General features: G+C 58.7%; 14 protein-coding genes. 4 read left to right on the top strand and 10 right to left on the bottom strand.

Annotated features, from left to right (window positions below):
- Positions 1-152: 152 nt before the first annotated feature.
- The 6 genes from HYP802_RS0109155 to HYP802_RS0109180 form a co-directional block, all read right to left on the bottom strand.
- Complete coding sequence (locus tag HYP802_RS0109155; protein ID WP_013946965.1) at positions 153-3,320, bottom strand: multidrug efflux RND transporter permease subunit; 3,168 nt, start codon at positions 3,318-3,320, stop codon at positions 153-155.
- Positions 3,321-3,323: 3 nt separating this feature from the next.
- A complete protein-coding gene (locus HYP802_RS0109160; protein WP_024275603.1) occupies positions 3,324-4,430 on the bottom strand; it encodes an efflux RND transporter periplasmic adaptor subunit in 1,107 nt (368 codons plus the stop codon).
- Between the two features lie 22 nt (positions 4,431-4,452).
- The gene (ppk2, locus tag HYP802_RS0109165; protein WP_013946967.1) at positions 4,453-5,286 is read right to left on the bottom strand and encodes a polyphosphate kinase 2; all 834 of its coding nucleotides are present in this window, start codon (positions 5,284-5,286) and stop codon (positions 4,453-4,455) included.
- 154 nt (positions 5,287-5,440) lie between these two features.
- A complete protein-coding gene (gene cax / locus HYP802_RS0109170; protein WP_013946968.1) occupies positions 5,441-6,502 on the bottom strand; it encodes a calcium/proton exchanger in 1,062 nt (353 codons plus the stop codon).
- Between the two features lie 24 nt (positions 6,503-6,526).
- Positions 6,527-8,317 (bottom strand): sulfate permease, encoded by a 1,791-nt coding sequence (gene sulP, locus HYP802_RS0109175; RefSeq protein WP_024275604.1) that lies wholly within the window; start codon positions 8,315-8,317, stop codon positions 6,527-6,529.
- Between the two features lie 104 nt (positions 8,318-8,421).
- On the bottom strand, positions 8,422-8,595 hold the full coding sequence (locus HYP802_RS0109180) for a hypothetical protein (RefSeq protein WP_155831195.1): 174 nt from the start codon (positions 8,593-8,595) through the stop codon (positions 8,422-8,424).
- A 97-nt stretch (positions 8,596-8,692) separates the two neighbouring features.
- Here HYP802_RS0109180 and HYP802_RS0109185 point away from each other — a divergent pair, with 97 nt between their 5' ends.
- Complete coding sequence (locus HYP802_RS0109185; protein WP_024275606.1) at positions 8,693-9,127, top strand: hypothetical protein; 435 nt, start codon at positions 8,693-8,695, stop codon at positions 9,125-9,127.
- Positions 9,128-9,214: 87 nt separating this feature from the next.
- On the opposite strand, the gene HYP802_RS0109190 is transcribed toward HYP802_RS0109185, so the two are convergent.
- A complete protein-coding gene (locus HYP802_RS0109190; RefSeq protein ID WP_024275607.1) occupies positions 9,215-9,559 on the bottom strand; it encodes a zinc ribbon domain-containing protein YjdM in 345 nt (114 codons plus the stop codon).
- A gap of 172 nt (positions 9,560-9,731) precedes the next feature.
- Positions 9,732-10,205: a VOC family protein gene (locus tag HYP802_RS0109195; RefSeq protein WP_024275608.1), complete on the bottom strand. Its 474-nt coding sequence runs from the start codon at positions 10,203-10,205 to the stop codon at positions 9,732-9,734.
- Positions 10,206-11,134: 929 nt separating this feature from the next.
- Here HYP802_RS0109195 and HYP802_RS0109205 point away from each other — a divergent pair.
- Both HYP802_RS0109205 and HYP802_RS0109210 read left to right on the top strand, forming a co-directional pair.
- Positions 11,135-12,235 carry a DUF262 domain-containing protein gene (locus HYP802_RS0109205; RefSeq protein WP_024275609.1) on the top strand — a complete coding sequence of 367 codons (1,101 nt, stop codon included), beginning with the start codon at positions 11,135-11,137 and terminating at the stop codon, positions 12,233-12,235.
- Between the two features lie 44 nt (positions 12,236-12,279).
- A complete protein-coding gene (locus tag HYP802_RS0109210; protein WP_155831196.1) occupies positions 12,280-12,927 on the top strand; it encodes a hypothetical protein in 648 nt (215 codons plus the stop codon).
- Positions 12,928-13,032: 105 nt separating this feature from the next.
- Here HYP802_RS0109210 and uvrA read toward each other — a convergent pair whose 3' ends face one another.
- Positions 13,033-15,996: an excinuclease ABC subunit UvrA gene (gene uvrA, locus HYP802_RS0109215; protein WP_024275611.1), complete on the bottom strand. Its 2,964-nt coding sequence runs from the start codon at positions 15,994-15,996 to the stop codon at positions 13,033-13,035.
- A 136-nt stretch (positions 15,997-16,132) separates the two neighbouring features.
- A complete protein-coding gene (gene ybaL / locus HYP802_RS0109220; protein ID WP_024275612.1) occupies positions 16,133-17,902 on the bottom strand; it encodes a YbaL family putative K(+) efflux transporter in 1,770 nt (589 codons plus the stop codon).
- 474 nt (positions 17,903-18,376) lie between these two features.
- Between ybaL and HYP802_RS0109225 the strand changes: the two genes are divergently transcribed.
- Complete coding sequence (locus HYP802_RS0109225; protein ID WP_013946979.1) at positions 18,377-18,991, top strand: hypothetical protein; 615 nt, start codon at positions 18,377-18,379, stop codon at positions 18,989-18,991.
- Positions 18,992-19,075 lie beyond the last annotated feature (84 nt).

The raw sequence follows: 19,075 nt of genomic DNA on the forward strand, positions 1-19,075 counted from the left end.
CGGCTGCGTATTGTCGCTGAGTGCGAGGGGGCGGGATCTGTCTTTCGTCGGCGTCTTTTGATGGCGCACAGCAAGTCCCCAGCAGGGAGACGGCCGCCATGCGCGTGGGCTCGGAAATGTCGGTTGGCGACAACCAAGCTTCGTGGCGATGCTTAGCTTTTCGATGCCGTAGGGCTCTGGCTGCCAGATATAGCGTTCGCCCGCCGCCTGACGGATGGTCTCAAGCGTTCGCGAAGCGCCTGGAACGTCACGTATAGTGACGGGATCGCGAAAATCCCGATGAACGATGCGAAAATCATTCCGCCGAATACTGGCGTGCCGACATTCCGGCGCGCGAGTTCGGCAGCTCCAACGGCAATGACAAGCGGCAGCAATCCGAGGATGAAAGCGAATGACGTCATCATCACCGGCCGGAACCGCAATCGGCTGCCTTCGGTCGCTGCTTCATGCAATTCGATACCGCGCTCACGCTGCTCTTTGGCAAATTCGACAATGAGAATGCCGTTCTTCGCCGCGAGACCGATCAGCACGACCATGCCGATTTGGCCATAAAGGTCGAGAGTCAGGCCGCCCAACACGATGGCCGCGAATGCGCCGAACACGCCGACGCTGACCGATAACAGAACGGGGACCGGAATGGTCCAGCTCTCATAGAGTGCGACGAGGAACAGATAGGCGAAGAGCAAGGCAAATCCCAAGATGATCGCCGTCTTGCCTTCGGCGCGCTTTTCCTGGAAAGCCGTATCGGTCCATTCCCCCGCGTATCCGTCAGGCAGAGTGCGTGCGGCGACGGCTTCCATCGAGTTGAGAGCTTGACCGGAGGACACACCAGCCGCCGGGCTGCCTTGAATGGTCACCGCGCGGAGATTGTTATAGCGAATGATCGCGGATGGACCGATGACGGGTCGCACTTCCACCAAGCTACGCAACGAAATCATCTCGCCTTTGTCGTTTCGCACATTGATCCGAAAGATATCGTCCACGCTCGTGCGATCGGCAGCGTCGGCCTGCACCTGGACCTGCCACGTTCGGCCGAAAAGGTTCATGTTATTGACGAAGTAGCCGCCAAGGGATGCCTGTAGGTCTTGAAAGACGTCGCTCAGTTTTACGCCCTGGACTTGAACTTTATCGCGATCGATATCGAGGTAGATCGACGGGTTCGTGGCGGAATACGTGCTGAAGACGCGCGAGAGCTTCGGGTCCTGGTTGGCGGCAACGAGAAGCCCTCGTAATACCTGTGCCAAGGCTTTTGGATCGCCGCCGCGGAGATCTTTCAGAACGTATGCGAAACCGCCACCCGACCCGAGACCGATGATCGGCGGCGGCGCCAACGGTACGACAATTCCGCCCACGATCTCGCGGAATTTTGGCCCCAACCGCGCGATCAATGCATTGACACCTTGCGAGCGGTCCTTCCTCTCTGCAAAAGGTTTCAGCGTCACAACCATGAACGCGCCGTTGGCCTGGGAATAGTTATCGATGAAATTGAGGCCGATGACGGACGTAACATCCTGAACGGCGGACTCACTTTGCAAAATTTTTTCGGCCTGCTTCACGACATTGGTGGTGCGCACGACGGATGCGCCTCCGGGAAGCTGCGCGATAACGAATAGCGCGCCCTGATCGTCTTCCGGCAGGAAGCCGGTCGGCGTCACTTTTGACAGTGCGTAAATTCCGACGCCCGAGATCGCCACGAGAGCAAGGCCGGCCAACGAGAACCGAAGCATCCGCGCCACTGCGGCGCCGTACGCATCCCGAATGTAATCGATGCTTCTCATGACGATGCCGATCAATCCTCTGCGCGGCCCATGATGCGGTTTCAGAAAAATGCCGCACAGAGCCGGCGAAAGCGTAAGGGCGTTGACGGCGGAGAGGAACATCGACACTGCGATCGTAACGGCGAACTGACGAAACAGCTCTCCCGAAATCCCGGGAATGAATGCGACCGGCACGAACACGGAAAGAAGGACGAGGGTAATGGCAATGATCGGCGCGGTAATTTCTTGCATGGCGAGTTTGGTCGCCTCTGCTGGAGATAGCTCCGGTCGCTCCTCCATGACGCGCTCGACATTTTCGACCACGACGATGGCGTCGTCGACCACGATGCCGATCGCCAGAACGATTGCGAGCAGTGATACCGTATTCGCCGAATAGCCGATGGCGAGCAGTCCGACGAAAGTGCCGATGAGGCTGACCGGCACGGCGAGCGTCGGGATCAACGTCGCGCGAACGCTGCCGAGGAAGAGATAGACAACGATAACGACGAGAATGAAAGCTTCTATGAGCGTCTTTTGAACTTCGTGAATGGTGTCGGTGACGAACTCTGTTGGATCGTAGGTTACCTTCCAAGCGAGGCCCTTCGGGAACCGCTTCTCTGCAGCCTCGAGTTTGGCCTTGACCTCTTTCAGCGTCGCAATGGCGTTGGCACCGGGGACCTGATAGATCGCGATGACGGCGGCAGGACCGCCGTTGAAAAGCGTTTCGCGGTCGAGATTGGCGGCGCCGAGTTCGAGGCGCGCAACATCGCCGAGGCGTAGAATGGAGCCGTCGGGATTTGTCCGCAGCACGATCTTTTCGAAATCTGAGACGGTATTGAGACGGCCCTTGGTTTGAAGATTGAGCTGGAGCTGCTGCTCGTTCGATATCGGGCGCGCGCCGATGCGTCCCACGGCGGCTTGAATGTTCTGCGCTTGGATCGCGCTGATAATGTCACCCGTTGTGAGGTTAAGCCCTGTGAGCCGGTCGGTCCGGATCCAGGCGCGCATGGCGTAGTCTTGCGGTCCCCACAACGTCGCGTCGCCAACACCTGGCGTGCTTTTGATTTGATCCAGAAGGTTGATCGTCACGTAATTGGAGAGAAAGAGCGGATCGTGCGTGTGCTTCGGCGAGTAAAGCGCGATGACGCCCAGCAACGCTGACGATTTCTTTTTCACCGATACGCCCTGTCGTTGCACTTCGGGCGGCAGGCTCGACAATGCGACCTGGACTCTGTTGTTGACGTTGACGGTGTTAATGTCAGGATTTGTGCCGAGTTCGAAGGAGCAGATGAGCGTATAGCTGCCATCGTCGCCGCTGACGCTCTTCATGTAGATCATCTTGTCAACGCCGACGACCTGCGCCTCGATGGGCTGCGCGACGGTCGCATCGACGACCGCGGAATTCGCACCGGGATAGGTCGTCGTAACCTGCACCTGCGGGGGAACAATGTCCGGGTATTGTGCCAGGGGAATTGCGTAGAGTGCTAGCGCACCCGCAATCGTCGTGACGATGGCGATGACGATTGCGAGCCTCGGGCGGTCGACGAAAATGGCAGAGAGCATTGATCAGCTCCGATCCGTCGTGGACGGCACGGGCGTTGCGATCACCGGCGCTCCAGGTCGAACCCCCTGCAATCCTTCGACGATGACCTGTTCGCCTGCGGAAAGGCCATCTTCGACGACGACGCCGTTTCCGAAATCTCCACCGGTTTTGATCCTGCGAACCGCTGCTTTTCCATCATCGACGACGAAGACGTAAATGCCCTCCTGATCGGCAATGAGCGCAGCTTGCGGAACGACGACTTTATCTTGGGGCGTTCCAGTCTCGACGCCAACGCGCACGAATTGCCCGTCGATCAAAGCACCATTCGGATTGGGGAAACTCGCGCGCACAAGAACGGTATCGGTCGATCGGTTGACCGTGACGTCGACGAAATTGATGGTGCCGATTTGATTGTAAGTGCTCAGATCCGCGAACCGCAGCGTCGCCTTAAGTTTCGTTACATCCAGAGCTTTGCCACTTTGTTGAAGACGCAGAAATTCCCGCTGGCTGACGGGAAATGTCACGTACATCGGGTCCTGGCTAACGATAACGGTCAGCGGCCCGGTGTCCGGACCGACGACATTGCCTTTAGTGATAGTCGACCGCCCGACCTTTCCTGCTATCGGAGCAGTAATAACGGTATATCCGAGGTTGATCTTTGCCGTCTGCAAGTTGGCTTCGTTGATGAGTATCGTGCCTTTGGCTTGCTCATCCGCGGCAAGAGCCTGATCGCGGGCGACAGCGGTGCCGACGTTGCGTTCAAGCAGATCTTTTGCGCGATCGAGCTGGACCTCGGTCAGCACTTTCGCGGATTTGCTGCGCTCCAATGCGCCTTGCGCTTCGCTGACGGCCGCTTTGAAGAGGCCGTCTTCTATTCGAAAGAGCGGAGCGCCAGCGGAGACCATCTCGCCTTCCTTGAATTCGATGGCGTCTAGAAAGCCCGTGACCCGGGCGCGGACGTCAACCCGTTCGATCGCCTCCACTCGGCCGACGAAATCGAGAGCATTGGAGATCGGCTTAAGATCGGCACGAACGACGCCGACGGAAATTTTTGGCGCCTCAGCCTGTTGAGCGAGTGCCAGAGGCGGTGCAATGAAGAGCGCAAGGATGGCGAACGAAGCAAGGCGCATTTCGGCCTCCTGGTTCATGTCGTCAATGCGGTTCAGGGACGAGCTTGAACGCGGGGGCGTTATGCTTCTTGGGTTTGCTGACTTCCCTTTTCGGCAGCTTGATCCTGTCGCGCTTGATGTCCTCATACGGAATGAGACTGAGAAGGTGCTCGATGATATTGAGCCGTGCCTTCCGCTTGTCGTCCGAGTACGCCACATACCAGGGCGCCCATGCTGTGTCGGAGGCTGAAAACATCTCGTCGCGCGCGTGCGTATAGTCGTCCCAGCGGGTATAGGACTTCAGATCCATATTCGAGAGCTTCCAGATCTTGCGGCCATCGTCGATGCGCGCCTCAAGGCGACGCGTTTGCTCATCGGGACTGACCTCGAGCCAGTATTTGACCAGGATGACGCCGGAATCGATGATGGCCTTCTCGACCGAAGGCACGATTCTGAGAAAGCGTTCGACCTGCTTTTCCGAGCAGAAACCCATGACGCGCTCGACGCCTGCGCGATTGTACCAGCTGCGATCGAAGATCACGATCTCGCCGCCCGCCGGAAGATGGGGCAGATAGCGCTGAATATACATTTGAGATTTTTCGCGTTCAGTCGGAGCCGGAAGCGCAACGACGCGAAACACGCGCGGACTGACACGCGCCGTAATGGCTTTTATCGTGCCGCCCTTCCCGGCACCGTCCCTGCCTTCGAACACGATGCAAACTTTTTTCTGCTCGTGGCGAACCCATTCCTGCAGTTTGACGAGCTCGGTATGCAGACGCTTCAGTTCGCGCTCATAATCCTTGCGTTTCAGCTTGAAGTGATTGCGGGGGCGTTCGCTTTCCAAGGTGGGAGCGTCAGCGCTCTTACTGTCTTCCATGTCATTGCCTCAGCAAACCGCGTGCCCCGCCGTCCTTAATGCAATGTAGTGCCCACTGTTGCCGATATTGCGTGCGTTAGAAAGATCCGAACACGGTCTGTTTGGGTAAATTCGTTATTGCGATGCGAACGACTGAACACTGCGGGAGCGCAAACTAGACTTGCGGAGTCAGGAAGAAAGCGATCCCCAGTATGAAGTAGACGGCCAAAAGTTGAACGCCCTTCAACCAATCCGACCGGCCGTCTCCGGCAACTTGTCCTGTTGCGACGACTGCGAGGAACACCGCGAGCACCAAGCCCTTGCCAAACAGCAAGTTCATAGGGGATGGGCCGACGAAAAAGCTTAAAAGAACCAGGACGGGAGCGACAAACAACGCGACCTGAACGCTCGACCCAATGGCAATCGATAGGCTGAGATCCATTCGGTCCTTCAACGCGGCCGTCACCGCAGTCGCGTGCTCGGCAGCATTGCCGAGAATGGCAACGACGAACACGCCGACGAAGAGATCGCTGAAACCGAACGCATGTGCCGTTGGCTCGATCGCACCGACCAGGATTTCGCTGAGCCACGCAATTGCCGCGGTACACGCGGCAAGAACGCCAATCGCCTGGCCGAGTGGCCAGTTTTTTCTATGTTCGCTGTTATTTGATGTGGTCAAGGCCAGAAAGAAGTTGGGGTGAGTCCGCACGGAAAATATGAGAAACAGCCCATAGAGAACGAGAAGCACAATAGAAATAGCGATGCTCAGTGTGCTCTCGCCTCCGCTATAGCGTTCACCGACAAGCGCGCCGTAAGCAGCGGGAATGACGAGCGCTATCGCCGCCAGTGTCAGCATGGTCGCTTGCGCTCGCGCTCCCGCAGCGTTGAAGCGCTGCTCATGATGGCGCAAACCGCCGGCCAGCATGGCGGCACCGAGCACGAGAAGAATGTTGCCGACGATCGAGCCGACGATGGTGGCTTTTACGATATCGTGCAATCCGGCGCGCAACGCTGCGAGGGCGATGATCAGTTCCGCGGCGTTGCCGAAAGTCGCATTGAGCAGGCCGCCCACACCCTCGCCGGCGCGGTCTGCGAGTTGTTCTGTCGCTCGTCCGAGCCAGGCTGCTAACGGTAGAATGGCGAGGGCAGACGCGAGAAATATATATGTGTGCTGATTTGGAGCAAGATACTCAAGCGCCACAGCGACAGGGGCGAAGCACAGCAGCCAATTCCACATCGCTTACTCCTGATGCCGCGCGCGCTATGGCAGCCTATCTTCCCAGTCGACCCAATCGACTGGGATTTCTTTCAGATAGGCGCTGACGGCTGCGCCGATCGTCGGAAAAAACGCTTGTTCGCCGAGTTGTTTCGCCAGACCAAAGCGCTTCAACTTATCTTTTACCGGGTCTTTCAATTCGGCAAAGCACAGCGCGATTCCCGCTTTCTGCAGCGTGCGGTCGAGTTCCGCCACCGTGTCGGCTGCGGTGACGTCGACATTCGTTATAGGTTCGGAGGCGACGACAACCCATCGCGCTGGCGTTGGCGCGGTTTCAACCGCCGTGATCACGCAATCCTGGAACAGTTCTGCGTTCGCAAAAAAAAGAGGCGCGTCCCAACGGAAAAGCACAAGACCCGGAATGCGGCGCGCATCGGGATATCGGCTGATGTCGTGATAGCCTTTGATGCCTTCGGCGCGGCCGAGAACCGCATAATGAGGCCGCCATGCATCCCAGAGGAATTGCCCGAGGGCGATGATGACCGCGAGCGCGATGCCCTGAATTGCGCCAAACACGGCGACGCCGGCGAAGCATACGATAGAAAGCCAGAATTCCCACTTCTGCATCCGATAGATGCGCTTCAGGTCTTGAATTTCAAACAGCCCGATTGCCGAAGCTATGACGACGGCCGCAAGCGCGCTCGTGGGCAAGTTCTGCAATAAGTTGGGTGCGGCGATGATAAGTAAGGCAACTGCCAGCGCGCCAGTGATGCCCGTCATCTGGGTCATTGCGCCCGCGGCCTCCGCGACGGGGGTCCGCGATGAGCTGCTGCTGATCGGAAAGCCCTGAAAAAATCCCGCCGCGAGATTGGCCGCGCCTAATCCGACAAGTTCTTGGTTCGGATCGACATATGTCCTCGTTCGGGCAGCGTATGCCCGCGAAAGAACGCTCGTGTCAGCGAAGGAGATCAAGGCCACGGCGAGGCCACCCGACAGGACCGTCGCGAAATCTGTCGAATAAATCCAGGGAATGCTAAACGACGGCAAACCCTCGGGTAGCGGCCCGAGGACTGAAACGCCGGCACTCTTCGCCAGACCCAGCATGCCGACGACGGCGGTCGCCCCAATGACTGCTATCAAGATGCCCGGGACAACCTTGCAGCGCTTGAGAAGCAGGATGACAGCCAACGTTGCGGCGCCGATCGCGAACGCGGTCCAATTCGTCTTGCCGCTGGTAACACCATTACCGATCGCAACGATGTCGCGCAGGGGGCCCTGGCTTTCAATCGAAAATCCGAGCAGCTTCGGCACTTGGCTCAGCAATACCGTCAGGGCGATGCCGTTCATGTAGCCATAGCGGATGGGCTTCGACAAAAGTTCGGTGACGAAGCCTAACTTCGCAAGACCTGCCGCGACGCAGACGACGCCGGATACGATCGCCATTGCTCCTGCGAGCGCGACTGCCCGCATTGGATCGCCGCCCGAGAGGGGCAACACTACAGCGAGGATGACGGCAGCAAGGGATGAATCCGGACCAAGAACGAGGATGCGGCTCGGACCAAAAAGGGCATAGACGATCAACGGCACAATCGTCGCGTAGAGACCGTAAATCCCCGGCAAACCAGATGCGACTGCATATGCGATCCCCGCCGGTACAAGCATCGTCGCAAGAACCAAGCCCGCAACGACATCATGCTTTATCCAGCTCGGCTGATAGTGCTTAAGCGTATTCAGGCCCGGAAGCCAACGCTCCGCTGCGCCGCGATTACCTGCCATTTGGGGGCGCAAGATCTGGCGTTGGGTCGGGCTTCGTGTCGCCGTGGGGTCAACGGTCATTCAAGGCCCCGTATGGAGACTGAGCATGCGCTCCAAAATAGGGTACGCCGCTTAAATTTTGCTGCAATAGGTGTGCTGTGCCGTTGCGAAGTCCTTGATTGCCGTCAAGTGCGCGATGGTAGATTGGCGTTAAAAGTTTCATGCAGCGCGCTGGCGATCCGTATGCTGCCCCGTTTTCCATTGTTGATTTTCTTCGGCGTCGGAATATCCTGAACAAACATAGTATGCAGGCTGATCTTTTCGTGAGTTGCCGCATATTTGTTGACGTTCTCAGTCAAAGAAGCGCTCGGTATCACGAGCATGAATCCAAAAAGCGCCGGATGTTCGAAACGCCATTGAAGTCGGGGGAATTGAAAAGATCCAAGGAGAAAAGCAATGCCTGGGCTCTTGCGACCCGAAGACCTGAAGATGATTTCGCTCGATGCGGAAACGGAAGAATACAATCGAGAGCGAGACCTCAAGAAAAAGAAAGTGCAGCAAGACAAGGAGCTGCGCGAGGCGTTCATGTCGCGCAAAGTCGCAGAAAAAGCCCTGGCGATTGATCGCGTCAACAATGCCATTCGAATTGCCGCTCAAAACGGCCAGCATCATCTGCAGGTCATCACGTTCCCGTCGAGCTACTGCAGTGACGGCGGCCGCCGCATCAACATTGCCGATCCGGAATGGCCGACGACGCTTACGGGTTTCGCAAAAGATGCGTATGAATTCTACGATACGGAGCTACGCCCCCTGGGGTACAAGCTCCGTGCGGAAATCATAAGTTTTCCCGGCGGGATGCCCGGCGAGGTGGCAATGTCGCTGGCGTGGTAGGCGCCGGGCGACTCTCATTTTGTTGGCGCTTTGCGACACGCGTTCCGCGAGCCGGCCGCAAAGCGCGAGGATGTTTGGCGCGCAGCGCTACGCCTTCTTGACGAATTCGGACTTGAGGCTCATCTGGCCGATGCCCTCGATCTTGCAGTCGATATCGTGATCGCTGTCGACAAGGCGGATGTTCTTCACCTTGGTGCCCATCTTCACGACATTGCTTGAGCCCTTCAGCTTCAGATCCTTGATGACGATGACCGTATCGCCGTCCTGCAAGGTGTTGCCCGCCGAGTCCCGGTAGACCTTCACGTCTTCATCATCGGACGCGGCGGCCGTTTGCGGGTTCCACTCGTACGCGCACTCCGGACAGACGTAGAGGTTGCCGTCCTGGTAGGTGTATTGCGAGGAGCATTTCGGGCAGGGTGGGAGAGTGCTCATTAAGGATGCCTTATTGATTGCGCGTTCCGACTCGCCTGCGGCGAGCCGGCCGGAACGCGCATTTGATGTTGCTTCGTTCCCGCTGGAATAAGGTGTGAAGGACGACGCTGCAAGTATGCGCGTCCATCCGGCTCTGCGAAGCGGAGCCGAATGGCGCAAATAAAAAACTCTCTCACCCCCGTCTCGCTTTCTCGATGGCCGCGACGTCGATCTTCTTCATCGTCATCATGGCGGCGAATGCGCGCTTGGCTTCGTCGCCGCCAATGGCGAGCGCGTCGGTTAGCACGCGCGGGGTGATCTGCCAGTTGACGCCCCATTTGTCCTTGCACCACCCGCATTCGCTTTCCCGACCGCCGTTGCCGACGATGGCATTCCAATAGTGGTCGGTTTCTTCCTGATCGTCGGTCGAGATCGAAAACGAGAACGCTTCGCTGTGCTTGATCCCCGGTCCGCCGTTGAGGCCCATGCATGGAATGCCGACGACGGTGAATTCGACGACGATGACGTCGCCCTCTTTGCCCGAGGGATAATCGGTCGGCGCGCGGATGACGGCGTCGAGGGAACTGTCCGGGAACACGCTCGCGTAGAAGCGGGCGGCGGCTTCGGCCTCCTTGTCGTACCAGACGCAGATCCGGCTCTTGGACATGACTAGGGCTCCTTTTTGTTTGCGGCTTCCGACTTCGCTCCGCGAAGCCGGCCGGAAGCCGCGACTGATGCTGCGCGACCGGTGCTTTCTTAAGACGGTCTCGGCATTCCCGTTCCGACACATAGATGCGCTTTTTCTTGATTGCGCCGAGGCGACACGCTTTTGATTTGCGCATGGCGACTGCTTTTCTTTTGCGCCTTCCGACACGCCGGCGGCGCGCCGGCCGGAAGGCGCGGGCTTGCTCGAGGGAAAGTGCGAAGGACGACGCTCCGGGCATGCGCCAACGGCCGGCTCTTTGTTAGTTTGCGCCGAGGCGACACGCCTACGGCGCGCCGGCCGCCCGGCGCGTCGCGATGGAAGAAACTCCGGGCATGCGCCAACGGCCGGCTCCGCGGAGCGGAGTCGTTTGGCGCCAATCAAAAAGCACGAAGCGGACGGGTTCCGCGGCGTAGGGTCTTCGCAAGGGTGGTCTCGGAACCGGTCCGCTCCGTGACAGCCAGAGATCAGGGTTCCGGCAGGCCACTTAATGAAGCGGGATATTCCGCACACGGTTTCTCTCATGCCGTGCGGACCTGCTTTCCGCCTTGACCGCATCGCGCGCGTGACGCGAGCGGGTGAGGCTGCCCCATCCGAGCGCCGCGCGACGCCTCGCGCGATGCCCTTGCCGGATGGGTGAGGGGATTATCGTGCAGGTAGAGAGGGCGGGGATAAGTTTTTTGAGTGCGCGGGCGGCCGGCTCGACGAAGGAGAGTCGCCAGTGCCAACGGAAATGGGATGCGGCGCTCTCCGCAGCGTGAGACGCCTTCTTAAGATAACATGTTTAGGTATGTTTCGTGCTAGCCATGGAATCCGTGCTAGAATTGCCGCTTAGTTTATTTGATGTCCATCGCAAACGGCTCTCAGGAGCCAATAACTAGCAAGTGTCATAAATGCAAATGGAAACCCAAAAAAAGCTCGCTGATCGGTTGTTTCCTGTTGCGGCTTCTGGCGACGAGACTGAACTTCGCAATATTCCCCCTGAGCAACGACGCCTTCATACAGAGAGCGCTGATTTGACTGTGTCATCCCTTCATCAATATATGACACATGGCAAAATTGAAGTTCCTGAATTTCAACGAGGCTACGTCTGGAATCGAAATCAGGCTTCGCGCTTGATTGAGTCTCTCGTAATTCAGTGCCCAATACCGGTGGTATATTTTAGCCAGGGGTCGGATAATAAGCTTATCGTAATAGATGGCAATCAACGACTTTTGAGTATTAAACTATTTCTGAATGATGCTTACGAGCTGCAGGGTTTGACTACTTATCCCGAGCTGAATGGATATTCCTGGTCTAGGTTGGATCCAAGATTTCGAGATCATATTAACAACCGCACGCTACGGTGTATTACAATTTTAAAGGACACTCATCCGCAAATAAAATTTGATGTATTCGAGCGGCTTAATACTGGCTCTGTGAAGCTTAATGCGCAGGAGCTTCGTCATGGCATAAATCACGGACGACTGATGACAGAGTTAGACGAGCTGGCTAAGTACGATAAATGGAAAAGTGCCGTAGGAATACGGAGCGATAAGCGAATGAAAGGCGCTGAGCTTATATTGAGATATTTTGCTTTTCGGAATGATCGCGCAAGCTACGAAAAGCCCCTTTCGAGTTTCTTGGATGCCTATAGTTCTAAAACGCGCTTGCTTTCTTCTGATGAGGTGGTTGAATTGAGTCGGGACTTTATGTCCGTCATGGATAGAGTCGATTTTGCATTAGGCCGGCTGGCCTTCCGATTGTATGGCGATGATTTGAAAAACGTCACCCCATTCAATTCTGCACTCTATGACGCGGAGATGATTGGGTTTGCCGAAACAAAAAATGAGAAAATACTTTCAAATAGATATGATCAGGTCGATATGCAGCGCTACGTATCTAAACTCTTCCATAATGATAGATTTGTGGGCAGTGTAAGGCAGGCTACCAGCGATGAGCAGTCGGTGAGGGCAAGGCTTGATATATTTTTGGATCATCTTCAAAAATTCTGATGCCTTACGCGCGGAGCATATATCGTAAGAACTTTGATTCAGAAGTGGATTTTCTGATCAAAAAAGCCCGGCGCGCGCAGAGATTGCGTGCGTCAGATTCTGATATACGTGACCTCGTCTTTCAGTCTTCCGTTTTTCGAACTGGTGCCGCGGTTGAGACCTATATACGTCTACTTATCGAGTCGTGGGCTCAAGAGGTAAAGAACAAAGCGAGAGGACATTTGACGCCTGGTGAGTGCAGGGCGTTTATTGTTTCAAAGCGACTTCAAGATAAATTTTCTCGGTACGCATTCAATGGCGATGAGAAGGAACTCTATATGGCGCTTCGTGCCGAGACAGATATTGTGGTCCTTCTGGGTGGAAATGCAAATTTGCCAGCTGCGTTCGATGGCAAAGTTCTCCATCAGGGAGCTGCGTATCCGTCTAATAAAAACATCAAGAAGTTGTTTGCGCGAGTGGGTATTGACAACATATTAGGCCGAATAAGCGCCAATCTTTCGCGCGATGCTGAAGTACTCATTGAAAGTTTTCAAAGCGTCAGAACAGCCCTAGCGCATGCGGCCCCTCCGACCGTTACGATTGGGGACGTGGAAAAATTGCTGGGCGATAGCAAAGCGCTTGTTGGCTCGATTGACAGGATATTTTATAAACATGTGGCTGCACACGGCGGTCGCGACTGCTGGACATCGTAGCTTCGCATCGTCGTGAGGGGAGGGTTACTCCGCCGCGTTCTTCTTTGCTCTGTTTGGTTGCGCCGAGCGACTCTCCTTCGTCGAGCCGGCCGCCGGGCGCGGACTTTACTCCGCCGCCGCTTTCTTTGAGGCGGGCTTAGGCTTACGCGCAAGCACCGGCTTCAAATACTGCCCGGTGTAGCTCTCTTTCACCTTCACGATGTCCTCGGGTGTGCCGGCGGCTACAATCGTCCCGCCGCCGTCGCCGCCTTCGGGGCCGAGGTCGATGATCCAGTCGGCGGTCTTGATGACTTCGAGATTGTGCTCGATGACGACGACGGTGTTGCCCGCGTCCGCCAGCTCGTGCAGCACCTCGAGCAGCTTGGCGACGTCGTGGAAGTGCAGGCCCGTCGTCGGCTCATCCAAAATGTAGAGCGTGCGGCCCGTCGCGCGGCGGCTCAATTCCTTCGACAGCTTGATGCGCTGCGCCTCGCCGCCCGAGAGCGTCGTCGCCTGCTGGCCGATGTGGATGTAACCCAAGCCGACGCGCGCGAGCGTTTCGAGCTTGTCGCGGATCGACGGCACGGCCTTGAAGAACTCGGCGCCTTCCTCGACCGTCATGTCGAGCACGTCGGCGATCGACTTCTCCTTGAACGTGACGGCGAGCGTCTCGCGATTGTAGCGCTTGCCCTTGCATTCCTCGCACGTGACGTAGACGTCGGGCAGGAAGTGCATCTCGATCTTGATGACGCCGTCGCCCTGGCAGACCTCGCAGCGTCCGCCTTTCACGTTGAACGAAAAGCGCCCCGGTTCGTAGCCGCGCGTTTTGGCTTCGGGGAGCCCTGCGAACCATTCGCGGATCGGCGTGAAGGCGCCGGTGTAGGTCGCGGGGTTGGAGCGCGGCGTGCGGCCGATCGGCGACTGGTCGATGTCGATGATCTTGTCGAAGTGCTCGATGCCGGTGATCTTGTCGTGCTCGCCGGGGTGGTCCTTCGCGTTGTTCAGCTTGCGCGCGACGGCCTTGAAGAGCGTGTCGATCAGCAGCGTCGATTTTCCGCCCCCGGAGACGCCCGTGATGCAGGTGAAGAGGCCGACGGGGACGGACGCGGTGACGTTCTTCAGGTTGTTCTCGCGCGCGCCGGTGACGGTGAGCATGCGTTTGGGGTCGGGCGCGCGGCGGTTTTTCGGAACGGGGACAAAGCGGGTGCCGGACAGGTATTCGCCGGTGATGCTTTGGGGTGAGTCCATAATGTCTTGCGGCGTGCCTTGCGCGATGACCTTGCCGCCGTGGATGCCCGCGCCGGGGCCGATGTCGACGACGTGGTCGGCCGTCATGATCGCGTCCTCGTCGTGCTCGACGACGATGACGGTGTTGCCGATGTCGCGCAGGTGCTTCAGCGTTTCGAGCAGGCGGTCGTTGTCTTTCTGGTGCAGGCCGATGGAGGGTTCGTCGAGCACGTAGAGCACGCCGGTCAGGCCCGAGCCGATCTGCGAGGCGAGGCGGATGCGTTGCGATTCACCGCCCGACAGCGTGCCGGACGAGCGCGAGAGGGTGAGGTATTCGAGGCCGACGTCATTCAGGAACTTCAGGCGGTCGCGGATTTCCTTCAGGATGCGCGTCGCGATTTCCGACTGCTGCTTGGTGAAGGTTTTCGGGATCTCGCTGAACCAGACGTTGGCGGCCTTGATCGAGAGATCGCAGACCTCACCGATGTGCTTGCCGCCGATTTTGACGGCGAGAGCTTGCGGTTTCAGACGGAAGCCGTTGCAGCCTTCGCATGGGTGCGCCGCCTGATAGCGCGACAGCTCCTCGCGGACCCAGTCGGAATCCGTTTCCTTAAAGCGGCGGGCGATGTTGCCGATGACGCCTTCGAACGGCTTTTCGGTCGAATAATTGCGCGTGCCGTCCCAGTAGGTGAACGTCACGTCCTCGTCGCCGGAGCCGAACAGGAGCGCGAGCTGGACGTGCTTCGGCAACTTCTCCCACGGCGTCTTCATCGAGATCTTGTAGTGCTTGGCGAGGCTTTCGAGCGTCTGCTCGTAATAGGGAGACGAGACGCCGGTTTTCGCCCACGGGTAGATCGCGCCTTTTTCGAGCGAGAGCGAGCCGTCGGGCACGACGAGGTCGGGCTCGAAGCGGAGTTCGGAGCCGAGGCCGTCGCAGACCGGGCAGGCGCCGGCGGGGGCGTTGAACGAGAACAAGCGCGGCTCGATTTCGTCGATCGTGAAGCCGGAGACAGGGCAGGCGAAGCGGGACGAGAATAGGATGCGCTCGTGCGTGTCGTTCTTCGACTTGTTGGCGCCTTCGGTTTCGGCTTTCGACAGTGGCTTGTCGACGTATTCGGCGATGGCGAGGCCGTCGGACAGTTTCAGCGCCTGTTCGAATGAGTCCGCGAGCCGGGTGCCGATGTCTTTCTTCACGACGATACGGTCAATGACGACGTCGATGTCGTGCTTGTATTTCTTGTCGAGTTTCGGTGCGTCCTCAATAGCGTAGACGGTGCCGTTGATCTTGAGGCGCTGGTAGCCCTTCTTCTGCCACTCGGCGATTTCCTTGCGGTATTCGCCTTTGCGCCCGCGAACGACGGGCGCGAGAAGCAGAAGGCGCGTGCCGTCGGGCAGCGCCAGCACGCGGTCGACCATCTGCGCGACGGTCTGGCTTTCGATCGGCAGGCCGGTCGCGGGCGAATAAGGAACGCCGACGCGGGCGAACAGCAGGCGGAGATAGTCGTAGATCTCCGTCACGGTGCCGACGGTGGAGCGCGGGTTCTTGCTCGTCGTCTTTTGTTCGATGGAGATGGCGGGCGACAGGCCGTCGATGTGATCGACGTCCGGCTTCTGCATCATCTCCAAGAACTGGCGGGCGTATGCCGACAAGCTCTCGACGTAGCGGCGCTGACCTTCGGCGTAGATCGTGTCGAAGGCGAGGGACGATTTGCCGGACCCCGACAATCCCGTGAACACGACGAGCGCGTCACGCGGGATCTCGATGTCGACGTTTTTGAGGTTGTGTTCGCGCGCACCCCGGACGTGGATGGTCTTCATCAGCTCGGAGGCGGGGCGGGAATTGGGTTTTGTCGATTTGGCCATGAGAACCGTCTAGCCGAGGGGTGGCGGGACTGGCAATGGAACCCGACGGCGCGGGGGCAATATGGGGGCGGGGTGCGGCATAAAACAGTCCCGCGACCGTGACGCTTGGCTGTCCGGCTGGTTATTCGGTGGCGTTCTAGGCGGCGTCTGGGGGATTGTCCGGCTTGCTGGCCGGGTCTGGGTCGACGATCGGGGCTGGAGAAGGCGTGTCGAGAGCTACGATCATGGCTCCAGCCGTTTCCCGTGAGCCCTGGACGACGTCGGAGGCTCCGTATTGCTTCAGGTAGGCTTCCTCGGCGTCCGAATGAGCGCGGGCGATGATCTGCAGGCCGGGATTGGCGGCGCGGCCCTGGGCGACGATCTGTCCAGCCTCGAAGCAGTCGGGAATGGCGACGATCAGCGCCCGGGCGTCCTTCAGGTTGGCCGACGCCAGATCGGTGACGGCGTTGGCGGCCACGGCGTCTAGACCGCGGGCTTTCAGCATTTGGGCGGTGTCGTCTCGGTCGTCCATGACGAACAGCGGGGTGCCGCGTTGGATCAGGCTCTCGCCGATCAAGCTGCCGACCCGACCGAAGCCGACCAGCACGGTGTGACCGGTTTTCGACGTGACGTGCTCCAGCTCCGACGCCGGTTTGGCGGCCAGGGGAACTTGCCCTGGGGCTGGTCCCGCGGGCGCAGGTTCTTTCGGCTTCGGCGGTTCGGCTGCAATGGTGGGGCCGTAACGTTCGACGGCGAGGAACAGCAGCGGGTTGAGCATGATCGACAGCAGCGCGCCTGCGAGGATCAGCTCGCGCCCCTCGACCGGGAGCAACTTCAGCGTCACGCCTAGTCCGGCGAGAATGAACGAGAATTCGCCGATCTGGGCGAGGCTGGCGGCAATCAGCAGCGCGGTGCGCATGCCGTGGCCGAAGGCGAGGACGATCAGCCATGCTGCAAGCGATTTTCCGACAATGATAATCGCGATAACAGCCACGACGCGCAGCGGATTTTCGATGATGATATTGGGATAGAACAGCATCCCGACCGACACGAAGAACAGCACCGCGAAGGCGTCGCGCAGCGGCAGCGTTTCGTTGGCGGCGCGCTGGCTCAATTCGGATTCGCTCAAGATCATGCCGGCGAAGAAGGCGCCGAGCGCCAGCGATACGCCGAACAGTTTTGCGGCCGCAAAAGCGACGCCGAGCGCGATCGTCAGCACGCCGAGGCGGAACAGCTCGCGCGAGCCGGTGTGTGCGATGTGGTGCAGGATTGCCGGAATGAGCTTGCGTCCGCCGAGCAGCATGACGGCAACGAATGCGGCGACTTTCAAAAGCGTGACGGCGAGCGTCATCGCCAGTTCGTTCGGCGAGTGGGCTCCCGCCGCGTTGGCGCTCTCGGTGCTCAGCAGCGGGGCAACGGCGGGCAGGATCACGAGTGTCAGGACCATGACGAGGTCCTCGACGATCAGCCAGCCGACCGCGATGCGGCCCTGATCGGATTTGACGAGACGTCGTTCCTGGAGTGCACGCAGCAGCACGACTGTGCTGGCGACGGAGAGTGCGAGACCGAAGACGAGGCCTGCGCCCAAAGACCATCCGAATGTCGTCGCGAGGCCGACGCCCATCGCGGTCGCGACAGCGATCTGAACGAGAGCCCCGGGCACGGCGATGGCGCGCACCGCCAGCAGCTCCGACATGGAGAAATGCAGCCCGACGCCGAACATCAAAAGAATGATGCCGATTTCCGCCAGTTCGTTAGCGAGGCCTTGGTCGGCCACGAAACCCGGTGTGAAAGGGCCGACGGCAACTCCGGCGAGCAGATAGCCGACGATAGGAGAGATGCGAAATCTCTGGGCGATGGCACCGAAAATGAAGGCCAGTGATAGGCCGACGACGATCGTAGCGATGAGCGGGGTATCGTGCGCCATTCCAGATGCGGCACCTCCTGAAGGCCGTTCCTCCAGTTTGCCCGGCTCAAGGCGAAACAATCAAGCCCCGCGGGAATTTAGGCTGGAGATTTCAAAGATGAGGGAGTTGGTTTTAGGGACCAGGTTCTGATGCCAAGGGTGCGGCTTCGTGGGTTCCCCTGTTCATCTCGGCTTTGCCTCGGGGATGACGGTGTTTCCGCGACACCCGTCCCCCCAAACGTCATCCCGGCGAAGGCCGGGATCCAGTCAAACCTCGACACCGAAGATACGGATACTTGCCTGGGTGCCGACCTTCGTCGGCATGACGGTGGTTGATCAGCCCGCGCGATTACAATGAGGACACCCGCCCCCGCGGGGAACGGTGTTCATGCGATGATATTCACGTGGTTGTCAGGATACCGTCAGCATTCAGCCTTGACGGCACGTTAAGCGTCGCGGAAATGAACCGCGGATCGTTATCGATGGGGGCATCACGTGAGCGACGCGCCGTCTCTTCTCAACTTTTCGCATCCGGCTCATCCGGTGAACCGAACGCTGACGGTGGTCAAGCTGCTGGTGCTTGCCGTATCCGTCGCCGCGGCCGTACCGACCGCGCGCAATCTGTATTTCTCCTGGAAGAACGACGTGCCGTTCAGCCAGGTCGATCACCGCCTGGCGCAAGCAGCGTTGCTGGAGAAGAATTTCGACTGCCGGATCGCGTATCGTTCGCTGACGACGCAGGGCAATGCGCAGGTTGAGGTCGGATCGTGTGCGAAGACCGGTGACATCTCGATCCGCGTGAAGAGCGCGGACGGTCAGGTCAACTACGAATGGATTGCATTCGATCAGTTGCCGAAGCCGATTTCGAAAACGGCGAGCCTGTGGGACTTGATTGTATCGCGCGCGGTGGCGGATGAAGCCGCACGGCGGGATGAGCCGTTCAATGTTGCGCAGGATGTGACGGTGCTGTGCCAGGCAAAGTCAGGCGACAACATCATTCGCGTCGTGCAATCCGGCGGACAGTGCACGCGCGAAACCGTTTCGATTTTCCGCGGCTCCGTCGAGAAAAGCGCGAGCGTGCCTTGCGATAAGGCGTGTCCTATTAAGTAAGCGCGTGCGACTCCCCTCCGGGGAGCCGGCCGCACGCGCAGGAGTTTTTTTATTGTGCTCGGGGACACGCATTCCGCGCGCCGG

The organism is Hyphomicrobium sp. 802, from assembly GCF_000526135.1.
Taxonomy (GTDB): Bacteria; Pseudomonadota; Alphaproteobacteria; order Rhizobiales; family Hyphomicrobiaceae; genus Hyphomicrobium_B.